This window comes from Halalkalibacterium halodurans, from assembly GCF_004376175.1.
GTDB classification, from domain to species: Bacteria; Bacillota; Bacilli; order Bacillales; family Bacillaceae_D; genus Halalkalibacterium; species Halalkalibacterium halodurans.
Genome location: NZ_SNUY01000039.1, coordinates 24,344 through 39,091 on the forward strand (window position 1 = coordinate 24,344; position 14,748 = coordinate 39,091).

Below are 14,748 nucleotides of genomic sequence, written 5' to 3' on the forward strand. Positions count from 1 at the left end.
TGGATGTTGTTGTTCCTAAGGTCGCTTTCTCGGCAGATGCTTCGCTCGTTGCTCCACCCTGCGTCCTAATGATGTTGTTTCTATAATGGATGCAGTTAAAGCTGCTTGGCAACGTCCTACTCTCGCAGGGGCAAGGCCCCAACTACCATCGGCGCTGAAGAGCTTAACGACCGTGTTCGGCATGGGAACGGGTGTGGCCTCTTCGCTATCGCCACCAAACAGTTTTTTTGACTGCAAAATAAATAATACCACACTGTTACATTCAATGCAAGGTCTTTCTCAATATTTTTTTCAATTAATCTATTGCACAATTTAAAGTTCGGTAGTATGATTAAAAACATTCCAATACTTTCATTGCTTTTTAGTTTAAAAAGGAGGGAATGTCATGGCTAAGATCTTCTGGCAAGGAGCTCGCATCATGATATTAACGCCGGTTGGGCTCGTCTTAACCGCCTTATTTTTACCCGTACTCCTATTTACCGATCAAATTCTGTTACTACAAGATTTCTTTGAATTTATCTTTCATACTCACAATAAGTCCTGACGAAAAAAGCTGGCTCCTTTAAGAGCCAGCTTTTTTAATGGCCTTATCGAACGCGGCCATGATGTCTTCAATATCTTCAATGCCAACCGAAATTCTTACTAGTTGCTTGTCGATTCCTAACTCTTGTCGAAGCGACTCTGGCACTGTTCGATGAGACGTTTGAATCGGATAAGACACGGTTGTTTCAACACCTGCTAATGTTGGTGCAATTTTCACCCAGTCTAATGATTCAAAAAAGGTTGCTGCCTCTACCTTTTCGGCTAGGCGTATCGTCACTATTGCCCCATTGCCGCGTTTCGATACAGTCGTCGGGTAGAACACTTGGGAAACCCCTGGATGGTCCGCAAAAAATGTGGCGAGAGCTTGAGCATTTTCCCCTTGTCGTCCCATTCTTAATGCCAATGTTTTTAATCCTCTCGAAGCGAGCCACGCTTCAAATGGGCTTAAGTTGCAACCCAAAGTCGCGACTTTTTGCCGAACTTGCTGAATGATTTCTGCAGATCCTACGACGACACCCGCTGTCACATCACTATGCCCGCCAATATATTTGGTTGCACTATGGACGACTACATCTACACCACATGTTAAAGGTTGAACAAAGTAAGGTGTGGCAAACGTATTATCAATAACAGTTGAAAGGCCGTGTTCCTTTCCTAGTTCAACGACCTGATAAATATCTTCCACCCGTAGCAATGGATTGGTGACTGTCTCTGAATAGAGCACTTTCGTTTCTTTTCGAATCGCACGTTTCACCACTTCACGGTCTTGAAATGGAACAAAGCTGACATCGATTCCTAGCTTCGGAAGCTCCTCCGCCAACAGTTGATAAGTCCCACCATACAAATCATTCGCGGCGATCAAGTGATCTCCTTTTTCAAGTAAAGCTAGGAGTGCGACTAAAATGGCTGACATTCCTGCTGATGTGGCTACGCCATCCTCTGCCTGCTCTAAAGAAGCCACCCCTTTGCCAAGGTCATCACTGTTTGGATTCCCATACCTTGTGTACAAATACTCCTTTTCCCCTCGGTAGAAGCTTTCCATATCATCTAAGTCTTGAAACACGAATGCAGATGTTTGATAAATGGGCTTAGATTTACTACGGTTTTTGCTTATTTCTTTTTCTGTAAAGTGAACCGATTTTGTTGCAAATTTTTTCTCTCTCATACTCCTAGCCACCTTGTTTGCTTTTCTTTAGATTGTACAAAAGTTCTGCTTCTTCTGACAAGGATCGCTTTTTGATTTCAAGTTATTGGTTCTTGTCCAATAAGTTCTGGCATACTAATGAAAAAAGCCCACACTCTTTTCAAAAGGACCATTTCCAGTTACACTTTTGTAAAAAACGACCTTAAGGAGGTACTACCATGCTGTATGAATTGCTCATTAAGCTTTCCCTCTCTCTCGTCCTTGGCCTCCTAATTGGGATTGACCGACAAATGAAACATAAACCACTTGGTCTACGAACAAGCATGGTTATTTGCGTTGCTAGTTGCTTATTAACCATTGTTTCGATTGAGCATATATCTCGGAGTGGGTTAATTTTTCATAATACGAACAATGTGGACCCTATGCGTTTAGCAGCGCAAATTGTTAGCGGGATCGGATTTTTAGGAGCCGGCGTCATTTTACGTCGAAACAATGATGTCATCTCCGGCCTGACCACGGCAGCAATGATTTGGGCAGCTTCCGGCTTAGGAATCGCAATCGGTGCAGGTTTTTATTTCGAGTCCTTTTTTGCCGTCATTCTTATTTTAATCGCGGTTAATGTCATTCCCATTATGTTTCGTTGGGTGGGCCCTGCTTCATTACGCCATCGTGATGTAGGGGTTAAGATGGTACTAACGGAGCAAGCAAACATCGCAAATGTCATCGAGGCGATTAACCAAACGAGCGATACAACAAAAACGTTTCGAAAACGTAAAGACCGAGTGGATATTCGAAACCTAAAAATGAAAGACCTTGAAGCAAATAAGCAACAACTTCAATTCACGTTATCGATCCCGAGCCATCAATACTCCGTTGAATTTTTTTACAAGCTTAAAGCAATTCCTTCAGTTGATTCAGTTGAATTAGGGGATTTGTAGCACTAAAAGATTAAGTCCGCCCTTGTTGCATCTCTGGCGTTTTTAAAGATCAAAATAAGGAGAGAAGCGTGAATCATAGCTTCCCTCCTTTCGTCATTTAAGACTTAATCCATATTCACCCAAACACTTTTCACTTCAGTATAATTTTCTAATGCATAGCTCCCCATTTCCCGGCCAATCCCCGATTGTTTGTAACCACCAAACGGGCTCGCGGCATCGAATACATTGTAGCAATTCACCCAAATGGTCCCTGCCTTGATTCGGTGGGCAATGTAGTGTGCTTTTTTAATATCCTGTGTCCAAACACCAGCAGCTAGTCCATAATCAGAATCGTTGGCTTTATCAATTAGGTCGTCTATGCTATCAAACGGCATTGCGGCTACAACTGGACCAAAAATTTCCTCCTTGGCGATCGTCATGGAATGATCCACGTCAGCAAAAATGGTTGGGGCGACAAAATACCCTTGATCATACGGAATGTTCCCACCTGTTAGTAGTTCTGCCCCTTCCTCAACCCCACGATCGATGTAATTTTTCACTCGACTTTGTTGTTGATTTGAAATCAGAGGTCCCATGGTCGTTTGTTCTAATAATCCATCCCCTTGCTGAATCTCATTCGTTAACGACACCAGGTCAGCAACGACATGATCATACTGTTTCTTTTGTACATATAAACGACTTCCTGCGCAACACACTTGGCCTTGATTGAACATAATGCCCATAAGTGAGCCAGGAACGGCCTTTGACAAATCAGCATCAGGTAAAATGATATTTGGTGACTTGCCCCCAAGTTCAAGCGTTACTCTTTTTAATGATTCACTCGCTTGTTTCATAATTAACTTTCCGACATCAGTCGACCCTGTAAAAGCCACTTTATCTACAGCTGGGTGATTCACAAGGGGAGCTCCAGCCGAATGCCCAAATCCAGGGACAATGTTCACAACCCCTTTTGGAAAACCTGCTTCATTGATCAATTCTCCTAAATATAAGGCGGAAAGTGGAGTCTGCTCTGCCGGTTTTAACACAACCGTACAACCTGTAGCTAGAGCGGCACCAAGTTTCCAAGCAGCCATCAATAACGGGAAATTCCAAGGAATGATTTGGCCTACAACGCCAATGGCTTCATGGCGCGTGTAGTTAAAATAATGGCCTTGTACAGGGATGGTTTGGCCCACAATTTTTGTCGCCCATCCTGCAAAGTAACGAAAGTGTTCAATTACTAATGGAATATCAGCATTGGCCGTCTCACGAATTGGCTTACCATTATCTAACGTCTCAAGCTGAGCTAACGCTTCTTTATGATCCTCAATCAAATCAGCCAGCTTGTATATGAGTCGACTTCTTTCCGCTGCACTCATTTTAGACCAAGGCCCTTCATCGAACGCTTTCCTTGCCGCTTTCACTGCAAAATCGATGTCCTCTGACCCAGCTTCTGCTACGAGAGCTAATGTTTCTCCGGTTGCTGGATTCATCGTTTCAAAAGATTGTCCAGAGAATGAATCAACCCATTCCCCATTAATAAATAGCTTCTTTGGTCCACCGTTTAAAAACGCCACTAACCTTGGATTTAATTTGCTATCGTTTGTTGAGATTTTTTGCATTCTTTTTTCCCCCTTATTCAATCGTTTTAAGCCATTGTTAATACAACACGGCCGTTAATTTTTCCGTTTGCCATTCTTTCAAACACGTCATTGATTTTATCTAGCGGTTGAACTTCAATGTTAGTTCGCACTTTTCCTTGGGCCGCAAATTCGATTGATTCTTGCAAATCCTTTCGCGTACCTACAATTGAGCCTTTCACCGTTACCCCGTTCAATACTGTATCGAAAATCGGAATTGGTAATTCATCATTTGGAAGACCGACCACTACCAATGTCCCTCCTCTTTTAACAGATCCGTAAGCTTGTTCAAATGCTTTTTTCGTTACTGCTACACTAATGGCCGCTTGAACTCCACCCACTTTTTCTTTAATTTCTTGAACAGGATCTACTTCCAATCCATTTACTGTTAAATCTGCTCCAAGACTTTTTGCTAACTCTAATTTATCCTCCATAATATCTACGGCAATGACGTTATAACCCATCGCTTTTGCATACTGTAGAGCAACGTGACCTAGTCCACCGATTCCATAAATGGCGACCCAGTCCCCTGCTTTGGCTTCTGCTACTTTCAGTGCCTTATAAGTCGTCACCCCTGCGCAAAAAATGGGTGATACTTCGGCAAAATCAAGATGCTCTGGAATTTTTACTACATAGTTTGCAGGAGCCTTACAATATTCTGCATATCCCCCATCCACTGAATATCCAGCATTTAATTGGTCTGGGCATAACGTCTCCCGGCCTGTCAAACAATACTCACACTCTCCACACGCAGAATAAAGCCACGGAATACCGACCCGATCCCCTACCTTTATTGAAGTTACCCCTTCTCCTATTTCCTTTACAATGCCTACCCCTTCATGACCAGGGATAAGTGGAAGCTTAGGCTTTACAGGCCAATCTCCATGAGCGGCATGCAAGTCTGTATGACAAACACCGCAAGCCTTAATTTTGACAAGCACCTCTCCATACTCCAATGAAGGTACCGGAACTTCCTTAATCTCTAATTGCTGTTTGAACTTATCCACGACCGCCGCTTTCATCATTCTTCGTTCGGTTATTTCACCCATGTAAAATCTCTCCCCTCATTTTGGTTTCACTACTTAAACAAGCAAGAATCGTGCCAACAAAAAAGCGCTTTCATCATGTGAGTTCCCTTCCTTGCGGCCAAAAAATCGGCTCTTTACGGCCGTATTCTTGGACAAAACATGACAACTTTTCGCGAAATCGGTAAACACGGGTTTAAAAATAAAAAAAGAACCCTTTTCATAAAGAGCTCTCTACTCGCTATTCTGTATTCACTTTTTCATTTAAAAGATATCGGAGCTTTCTCGTCGAAATTTGCAACCGTTTTGCGGCTGCTTTTCGGTTGCCATGGGTAGCTTCTAACGTTTGTAAAATGAGAGCTTTGCCGAGTTGTGACTCTAACTGTTTAACTTGGGCAAGAACCTCTTCTAAATCAATCTCTTCTTTTTGTGAATAAAAACATAAAGCTTCATCCATCCATTTTTCAATATGCTCGTCCATGCCCTCTCCCAGTGTTTCGGAACGACTGCTAGCTGTTAGCTTTTTAGAGGTGACCGAACGTTGACCTGTAAACGGAAGATGATCAGCAGTGATTTTCACATGACCGGAATCAGCTAACGTAACGATCCTAGTAATGCAGTTTGATAATTCTCGGATATTCCCTGGCCATTCATAGCTTTGCATCGTTTTTACGGCGTCATCCGAAAACGTGATTTCGATACTTGGATATCGTTTCAAAAAGTGTTCTATTAAGAGTGGGATGTCCTCTTTTCTCTCTCGAAGCGGCGGAATTTGTAAATGGACGACGTTTAACCGGTAAAATAGATCTTCTCTAAATTTTTTCTGCTGCACCGCTTCTTGAAGATCTTCGTTCGTTGCCGCAAGCAGACGGGTATTTGTTCGAAATATTCGTTCTCCTCCTACACGCATAAACTCTCGTGTTTCAAGTACACGTAAGAGTTTCACTTGAATTGAAGTTGAGGCTTCCGCTATTTCATCAAGAAACAGCGTCCCCTTGCTGGCAATTTCAAAAAGGCCTTTCCGCATTTGTGTTGCCCCTGTAAAGGCTCCTTTTTCGTGACCAAAAAGCTCACTCTCCAATAAAGATTCGGATAGTGCTCCACAGTTTACCCCAATAAACGATTCGTAACTCCTTTGACTTGCCTGATGGATAAACCGTGCCAACACTTCCTTTCCCGTCCCTGTTTCCCCCTCAATTAACACATTTACATTTTTGCCTGCTACTTTATAAGCCGTTTGAATTAACTGTCTCATGGTCTCATTCTGTCCCACAATGAGCCCTACATTTATAGCCAAATCGAGAATGCGTTGCTCGTTGGAGGTTACATTGGAAATGAGCAAGTCGTCCACTTGGGCCTCTAACAAGTCAATATCATCAAATGGCTTCTCTATGTAATCACTTGCCCCTAACTTCATCGCCTCGACGGCTGTTTTTATTGTGCTGTAACCTGTCATGATAATCACTTTACAATGGGGTTGTCTCCTTTTCAAATGCTTGAGTAACACAATTCCATTAGCATCAGGTAATTTTAGGTCGATCATCGCAGCATGAAATGGCTGGTGGCTAAAGTCAATTTCATTGAATTCCTTTCCACTATTTACAACAGTCACATTGTATCCCTTTGACATGAAGAGATGGGAAAGAAAGTTACCTACTTCTACTTCATCGTCAATGATTAATATGCTTGTCATACCGCCCCTCCAATCTTGGTGCTAGCTGCTGGCAACCTTAAGATAAAGGTACTCCCTTTTTTAAGTTTGCTGTGAACATCAATTGTTCCGCCGTGCGATTTGGCGATACCAATACTGACAGATAACCCTAATCCTGTCCCTTCTTTGGATGATTTTGTTGTATGAAAAGGGTGAAAGATTTCTGCCAATCGTTCTTCCTCAATTCCGATTCCGTTATCTGTCACTGATAGATGAACTTCATTGTACTGAAACCACGTCTTAATGAGGACTTCCTTTTTGTCACTTAGGGCTTCTTCTAGTGCATCTTTCGCATTCAATAATAAATTAATAATAATTTGTTCAATCTGCGCTTGGTTACCTTCAATCAACGGGATATCTTCTTGTAGATCTGTTTTGATCACAACTTCTTCTTTTTGTAATTGATACTTTAATAGGTTCAATGTTTCATTTACAGCATCATTAATTGCACAAGCCTTAAACACAAATTCTTCCTGTCTCGAAAAGGTAAGTAGGCTATTAATGATTCGTTTGCAGCGATTACCACAATTTTTTATATCCGTTAAAAGTGGGAACAACGGGTCATGATCTTTCACATCTCTAAGAATCAGTTGAGAATTCCCCAAAATAGCAGTTAACGGGCTGTTAAGTTCGTGGGCCACTCCTGCTGCCATTTCACCTATAGCCGCCAGTTTTCCAGAATGGATAAGTTGTACCTCCATTTTACGCTTTTCCGTGACATCCTTAATATAAGCAATAACCCCATAAATCACCTGTTCGTTATTGACAAGTGGGTACGTAGAAAGTTCGCAAATAATTTGATTGCGAAAATGAATTTCTTCATGTCCAGCTTTTTGTGATTTGAATGTTTCCTTCACAAGGGGTTCACAGTGTTCGGCCAGTAAGGAAATCTTAGTTAATTTAGTACTCTGAAGAAAATGCTGGACAGCATCATTGAATTGAATCACGTTTCCTTTTTGATCAAAGACTATGATCATATCATCTACTGCTTTAAATGTATCTTCCCACTCTTGTTTAGACCGTAAGACTTGGCCATATAATTCCACATTTTCGATACTAACTGCTAAATGATCGGTAAGTTGCTCTAAAAACGCAAGATCATCCAAACTCCAATCTATCTGTTGTTTTCGGCCGATACTCAGGACACCTATCCTCTTGTTTTTACTATAAATTGGTATCACCAAAATGGACTTTAGATCAAGAATAGCTAAATATTGTTTCTCGTAGAAATTATCTTGCGTATCTGTCAGACTTCGAAGAATGGTTTGTCTTTGATCTAATGTTGACCAATATAGAGACTGTTCTTTTGGAATGGTTGAACCAATATCGAGGGAATAGCTGCCTTTAGGATACACATGACTTAACTTCAAAGTCTCATTCGCTAGCAATAAAAAACTAATACGATCAAAGTGAACGAGCAGTTTTAGTTTATCGATCATGTTATTTATAATATCATCAAGTGACATATCGATCTTAATGCTTTTCATTACTTCATTTATAATCTCTAATTGAATATTTTTTTTTTCAGTTGTTCGACTGTTTTCTTTAATTCTGTATAGTATGTTTTTTTCGATGAATCAACGCCTGTTAAGCGAGCAATCATTTTCTGTTTATCTTCCAACATTATTGTCACCACCTATAAAACATTTTTTAATACTTGCTTTACTTGCTCAACATTCATGTCACGAGGATTCGTAATCATACATGCATCTTCTAACGCTACTTGGCTAATGTGATGAATCATTTCTTCTGTTATCCCTACCTCTCTAAATCTTGTGGGAATACCGATATCAAAGGACAGCTCTTTGACAAAATGGATTGCAGCATTTCCTGCTTCCCGTTCCGTCAATCCCCTTGTATCAATTCCTAAACATGTCGCTATGTCTAAAAATCGCTTAGGTGTTGCGATAAAATTAAAATCCATGACATAAGGGAGAAGAATAGCGTTTATTTCTCCATGCGGTAAGGGAAACTTCCCTCCAATCGCATGGGATATTGCATGCGCTGCCCCTAAAATGGCATTTGAGAAAGCAAGTCCTGCTTGTAAGCTAGCCATTGCCATCGCTTCCTTTGCCTCTGTATTCGTTTTGGAAGCAACAGAGGGTCGCAAGTATTGAGCACACAAGATGAGGGCATTTTTGGCCTGGACATCTGTAAGCGGGGTGGCCGCAATACTGACATACGCTTCGATGGCATGTGTCAGCACATCCATCCCCGTTGTAGCGGTTAGGCTACTGTCTTTCGTCACGAGTGTGTAAGGATCAATAATGGCAATATCGGGAACCAATGTTTTTGATACAATGGTCATTTTCTTTTTTCGATTCGAATCAACTATGATTGAAAATTGCGATACTTCAGAACCGGATCCTGCAGTTGTCATAATCATAATCATTGGAGGAAGGGGTTTTTTTATTTTATCGATTCCTTCTTAATCACTAATAGCTCCACCGTTCGTTGCAAGGATGGCGATCGCTTTCGCTACATCTAACACACTTCCTCCTCCAACCCCAATAATGGCATCACATTCATGTTGCACAAACACTTGACACCCTTGTTCAACCTCGCGATCTTTCGGGTCTGTCGTCACACCGACAAACGTGGCAAATGGTAGATGTGACTCTTTACAAAGTTCTATTACTTTTTCTAACCATCCGGCATTTGCGACGCCCCTATCACTAACAATCAACACTTTTTTCGCACCAAGTCGAACACAAGCGTCCCCTGCTTGCCTTATTGCATGACCCCCGAAAATAATCTCTGGTGTTACAAATTTATTGATATTCATTCCAATCTCCTTATGGAAAGTTGATTAATTATAAACTTATCGATGCCGGTCTTAAATTCCTGCTTGATTGTGAGGAATTTAGATGGTGATATTTTCCTATAAAAAATACCTCTAACAGCAAGAGTCCATTGAGACATTCCTCTTCCTCCGTCGTCTCTCTTGTCGTTTACGAAGAGAATGGGATCGTCTCGCAGGGGGCATGATGCTTTTCTTTGTCGCCTTTTTCATGGTGTGACCCTCGGCTTTCCTTCGATGACTCTGCTCCTTCGGACCAACGCTCTTCAGCGCCTTTTCTACTTCAGATGACCGGCGAGCTTTTTTGTCAGCTACGCTCGTTCCCTCCTGTCACGTATGTTGATATACGCTCAGTCCGTCTCTCCCTTGCTTCCGCAAATCTCTTGGTCCTCCTTGTAGAAACAATTTTACTTTTTGACACCTAAAAAAGCACAACCCGATTGGATTGTGCTTTATCGCTTGGCAGCGTCCTTGGGCTCCCCCTTTCTCTCCTACGGGGGTCTTTTACCACGCCGTTTCCCTCTGTCGTTTCTCACGATGTTTACGCAGAGAATGGGGTCGTCTCACAGGGGGGACATGACGCTTTTCTTTGTCGTCTTTTCATGTTGTATCCCTCGGCTTTTCAGTGATGACTCTGCTCCTTCGGATCAACGCTCTTCAGCGCCTTTTCTACTTCAGATGACACTAAAAAAGCACAACCCGATTGGATTGTGCTTTATCGCTTGGCAGCGTCCTACTCTCGCAGGGGGAAGCCCCCAACTACCATCGGCGCTGAAGAGCTTAACGACCGTGTTCGGCATGGGAACGGGTGTGGCCTCTTCGCTATCGCCACCAAACCTTTCTACGTCAGATGATCGGCGAGCTTTTTTGTCAGCTACGCTTGTTCCTTCCTGTCACGTATGTTGATATACGCTCAGTTCGTCACTCGCTTGCTTCCGCAAATCTCTTGATCCTCTTTGTAGATCATTTTCGGCTTCCGATCAACGTCGCACATGGTGCGATGTTGTATCGAAGCTTCTTTGGAGAACAAGATTCTCTCAAAACTAGATAATGGGACGCGTTCTCGAGTTCGAGACGTTGCTTTTGATTTGTTTTTGGATAAGTCCTCGACCGATTAGTATCTGTCAGCTTCACGTGTCGCCACGCTTCCACACCAGACCGATCAACCTCATCATCTCTAAGGGGTCTTACTGGATGTACTCCATGGGAAATCTCATCTTGAGGGGGGCTTCATGCTTAGATGCTTACAGCACTTATCCCGTCCACACGTAGCTACCCCGCGATGCTCCTGGCGGAACAACTGGTACACCAGCGGTGTGTCCAGCCCGGTCCTCTCGTACTAAGGACAGCTCCTCTCATATTTCCTACGCCCGCGACGGATAGGGACCGAACTGTCTCACGACGTTCTGAACCCAGCTCGCGTACCGCTTTAATGGGCGAACAGCCCAACCCTTGGGACCTACTTCAGCCCCAGGATGCGATGAGCCGACATCGAGGTGCCAAACCTCCCCGTCGATGTGAACTCTTGGGGGAGATAAGCCTGTTATCCCCAGGGTAGCTTTTATCCGTTGAGCGACGGCCCTTCCATACGGCACCGCCGGATCACTAAGCCCGACTTTCGCCCCTGCTCGACTTGTAGGTCTCGCAGTCAAGCTCCCGTTTGCCTTTGCACTCTACGAATGATTTCCAACCATTCTGAGGGAACCTTTGGGCGCCTCCGTTACGGTTTAGGAGGCGACCGCCCCAGTCAAACTGCCCACCTGACACTGTCCCTGAACCGGATCACGGGTCGAGGTTAGAATGTCAATACCGTCAGGGTAGTATCCCACCAGCGCCTCCACCGAAGCTAGCGCTCCGGCTTCCAAGGCTCCTACCTATCCTGTACACACGGTACCAACATCCAATATCAAGCTACAGTAAAGCTCCATGGGGTCTTTCCGTCCTGTCGCGGGTAACCTGCATCTTCACAGGTACTATACTTTCACCGGGTCTCTCGTTGAGACAGTATCCAAGTCGTTACACCATTCGTGCGGGTCGGAACTTACCCGACAAGGAATTTCGCTACCTTAGGACCGTTATAGTTACGGCCGCCGTTTCCTGGGGCTTCAATTCAGAGCTTCTCCCGAAGGGATAACCCCTCCTCTTAACCTTCCAGCACCGGGCAGGTGTCAGCCCCTATACTTCGCCTTGCGGCTTCGCAGAGACCTGTGTTTTTGCTAAACAGTCGCGTGGATCTTTTCACTGCGGCTCTCTCGGGCTTGCACCCGATCAGAGCACCCCATCTCCCGAAGGTACGGGGTCATTTTGCCGAGTTACATAACGAGAGTTCTCCCGAGCGTCTTAGAGTTCTCTTCTCGCCTACCTGTGTCGGTTTGCGGTACGGGCACCTCTCACCTCGCTAGAGGCTTTTCTTGGCAGTGTAGGATCAGGAACTTCGGTACTATCATTTCCCTCGCCATCACAGCTCAGCCTTCACGGAAAGCGGATTTGCCTACTTTCCAGCCTAACTGCTTGGACGCGCATCTCCATCAGCGCGCTTACCCTACCTTTCTGCGTCCCCCCATTGCTCAAACGGTGAGGAGGTGGTACAGGAATTTCCACCTGTTGTCCATCGCCTACGCCTTTCGGCCTCGGCTTAGGTCCCGACTAACCCTGAGCGGACGAGCCTTCCTCAGGAAACCTTGGGCTTTCGACGGAGGGGATTCTCACCCCTCTTTTCGCTACTCATACCGGCATTCTCACTTCTACGCGCTCCACCAGTCCTCTCGGTCTGACTTCGCTGCACGTAGAACGCTCCCCTACCACTCGCACCAACGGTGCGAATCCATAGCTTCGGTGATACGTTTAGCCCCGGTACATTTTCGGCGCAGAGTCACTCGACCAGTGAGCTATTACGCACTCTTTAAATGGTGGCTGCTTCTAAGCCAACATCCTGGTTGTCTGGGCAACTCCACATCCTTTTCCACTTAACGTATACTTTGGGACCTTAGCTGATGGTCTGGGCTGTTTCCCTCTTGACTACGGATCTTAGCACTCGCAGTCTGACTCCCGAGGATAAGTCATGGGCATTCGGAGATTGACTGAATTCGGTAATCCGGTGGGGACCCCTAGTCCAATCAGTGCTCTACCTCCAAGACTCTTCCCTCGAGGCTAGCCCTAAAGCTATTTCGGGGAGAACCAGCTATTTCCGAGTTCGATTGGCATTTCACCCCTACCCACACCTCATCCCCGCATTTTTCAACCTGCGTGGGTTCGGGCCTCCATTCAGTGTTACCTGAACTTCACCCTGGACATGGGTAGATCACACGGTTTCGGGTCTACGACGGCGTACTATTTCGCCCTATTCAGACTCGCTTTCGCTGCGGCTCCGCTTTTTCAGCTTAACCTTGCACGACATCGTAACTCGCCGGTTCATTCTACAACAGGCACGCTGTCACCCGTTAATGGGCTCCAACTAGTTGTAGGCACACGGTTTCAGGATCTTTTTCACTCCCCTACCGGGGTGCTTTTCACCTTTCCCTCCCGGTACTGGTTCACTATCGGTCACTAGGGAGTATTTAGCCTTGGGAGATGGTCCTCCCAGCTTCCGACGGGGTTTCACGTGTCCCGCCGTACTCAGGATCCACTCTGGAGGAAACGAAGTTTCGGCTACAGGGTTGTTACCTTCTGTGACGGACCTTTCCAGGTCGCTTCACCTACTTCGTGTCTTTCTGACTCCGTATAGAGTGTCCTACACCCCCACGAGGCAAGCCTCTTGGTTTGGGCTGTTTCCGTTTCGCTCGCCGCTACTCAGGAAATCGCATTTGCTTTCTCTTCCTCTGGGTACTTAGATGTTTCAGTTCCCCCGGTCTGCCTCCTCATACCCTATAGATTCAGGTATGGGTACCATCCCATTACGGATGGTGGGTTCCCCCATTCGGATATCCCCGGATCAAAGCTTACTTACAGCTCCCCGAGGCGTTTCGCCGTTCGTCGCGTCCTTCTTCGGCTCCTAGTGCCAAGGCATCCACCGTGCGGGCTTTCTAACTTGACCAAATAACGTCAGATTCTCTTCGTATCTCTTTGTCAGCTTCGGGATTTTCGGTCATGTTGCCTCCAGGATGTAGGTACCAGGCGTTGTGACACGAGGTAACGCCCTTAGCGTGGTTCCTTTTCCTATACGCTCCAGTCCTCAAACCCTTGCTTCCTCGATCTACTTGAGACTCTTTGGTATTCATCAAAATCGTCATGGAATTCTTGACGTCTCGTTCGTGAGTATTCTCCCTACAGGATGTAGGTTAAATACCCGGTGAACTCGATTTGCGTCATATAAGCTTCCAATGAGCATCGCGCTCATCTTCACTTACAATTTATCATTATCTAGTTTTCAAAGAACCATTTTGACGGCAGATCATCATCGCTATTTCTTCATGCAGCCATGCGCTGAGGGAGCTAGCTTCGTAGCTATACTCGCAGACGCAAGCGCAAAAGAAACAATCAGTTGTTTTGAAGGAACAATTCCTTCAAAACTGAACAAGGCGACTGATTTCAATCACATCATGCAACACTTGCCAGTCTGTGCTTCATGCTGCCTTGCGACGAGTAATCGCAGGAGCAAAAGCATTTTAATTGAGAGTTTTGAGTTCTCTCAAAACTGAACAAAAGTCCGAAGCGTCCCTCCGCAGATGAAACTGCGAATGGTCGACTAGAGTTAAAAACTCCGTAGAAAGGAGGTGATCCAGCCGCACCTTCCGATACGGCTACCTTGTTACGACTTCACCCCTATCATCTGTCCCAACTTAGGGGGCTTGCTCCAAAAGGTTACCCCACCGACTTCGGGTGTTACAAACTCTCGTGGTGTGACGGGCGGTGTGTACAAGGCCCGGGAACGTATTCACCGCGGCATGCTGATCCGCGATTACTAGCAATTCCGGCTTCATGCAGGCGAGTTGCAGCCTGCAATCCGAACTGAGAATGGCTTTCTGGGAT

The 14,748-nt window shown here is 44.9% G+C and carries 7 protein-coding genes, 4 rRNA genes and 1 pseudogene; 2 read left to right on the forward strand and 10 right to left on the reverse strand.

The genetic code is table 11. The features are described 5' to 3' along the window. Positions 1 to 103: 103 nt before the first annotated feature. Positions 104 to 219 (reverse strand): 5S ribosomal RNA (gene rrf / locus E2L07_RS13050). A gap of 166 nt (positions 220 to 385) precedes the next feature. On the opposite strand from rrf (E2L07_RS13050), the gene E2L07_RS20855 reads away from it, so the two are divergent. After that, positions 386 to 544 (forward strand): hypothetical protein, encoded by a 159-nt coding sequence (locus tag E2L07_RS20855; RefSeq protein WP_166740078.1) that lies wholly within the window; start codon positions 386 to 388, stop codon positions 542 to 544. An 18-nt stretch (positions 545 to 562) separates the two neighbouring features. Here the strand turns inward: E2L07_RS20855 and E2L07_RS13055 are convergent, their stop codons facing one another. Then, positions 563 to 1,708, reverse strand: a complete 1,146-nt coding sequence (locus tag E2L07_RS13055; protein ID WP_134229768.1) for an aminotransferase class I/II-fold pyridoxal phosphate-dependent enzyme — start codon at positions 1,706 to 1,708, stop codon at positions 563 to 565. A gap of 197 nt (positions 1,709 to 1,905) precedes the next feature. Between E2L07_RS13055 and E2L07_RS13060 the strand changes: the two genes are divergently transcribed. Further along, on the forward strand, positions 1,906 to 2,625 hold the full coding sequence (locus tag E2L07_RS13060) for an MgtC/SapB family protein (RefSeq protein WP_134229769.1): 720 nt from the start codon (positions 1,906 to 1,908) through the stop codon (positions 2,623 to 2,625). A gap of 104 nt (positions 2,626 to 2,729) precedes the next feature. On the opposite strand, the gene E2L07_RS13065 is transcribed toward E2L07_RS13060, so the two are convergent. The 8 genes and pseudogenes from E2L07_RS13065 to E2L07_RS13100 all read right to left on the reverse strand — a co-directional run. Then, the gene (locus E2L07_RS13065; protein WP_134229770.1) at positions 2,730 to 4,226 is read right to left on the reverse strand and encodes an aldehyde dehydrogenase family protein; all 1,497 of its coding nucleotides are present in this window, start codon (positions 4,224 to 4,226) and stop codon (positions 2,730 to 2,732) included. A gap of 26 nt (positions 4,227 to 4,252) precedes the next feature. After that, on the reverse strand, positions 4,253 to 5,266 hold the full coding sequence (gene adhP / locus E2L07_RS13070) for an alcohol dehydrogenase AdhP (protein WP_134229774.1): 1,014 nt from the start codon (positions 5,264 to 5,266) through the stop codon (positions 4,253 to 4,255). A 244-nt stretch (positions 5,267 to 5,510) separates the two neighbouring features. Then, positions 5,511 to 6,962, reverse strand: a complete 1,452-nt coding sequence (locus E2L07_RS13075) for a sigma-54-dependent transcriptional regulator (RefSeq protein WP_134229771.1) — start codon at positions 6,960 to 6,962, stop codon at positions 5,511 to 5,513. After that, positions 6,959 to 8,467, reverse strand: a complete 1,509-nt coding sequence (locus tag E2L07_RS13080; protein ID WP_134229772.1) for a sensor histidine kinase — start codon at positions 8,465 to 8,467, stop codon at positions 6,959 to 6,961. Before E2L07_RS13080 ends, E2L07_RS13075 begins: the two co-directional genes overlap by 4 nt. 149 nt (positions 8,468 to 8,616) lie before the next feature. Then, positions 8,617 to 9,765 (reverse strand): annotated as a pseudogene (locus E2L07_RS13085) (iron-containing alcohol dehydrogenase). Between the two features lie 735 nt (positions 9,766 to 10,500). After that, a 5S ribosomal RNA gene (rrf, locus tag E2L07_RS13090) occupies positions 10,501 to 10,616 on the reverse strand. Positions 10,617 to 10,874: 258 nt separating this feature from the next. Then, positions 10,875 to 13,813, reverse strand: a 23S ribosomal RNA gene (locus tag E2L07_RS13095). Positions 13,814 to 14,485: 672 nt separating this feature from the next. Further along, positions 14,486 to 14,748: ribosomal RNA gene (locus E2L07_RS13100) — 16S ribosomal RNA — on the reverse strand; the annotation flags it as partial.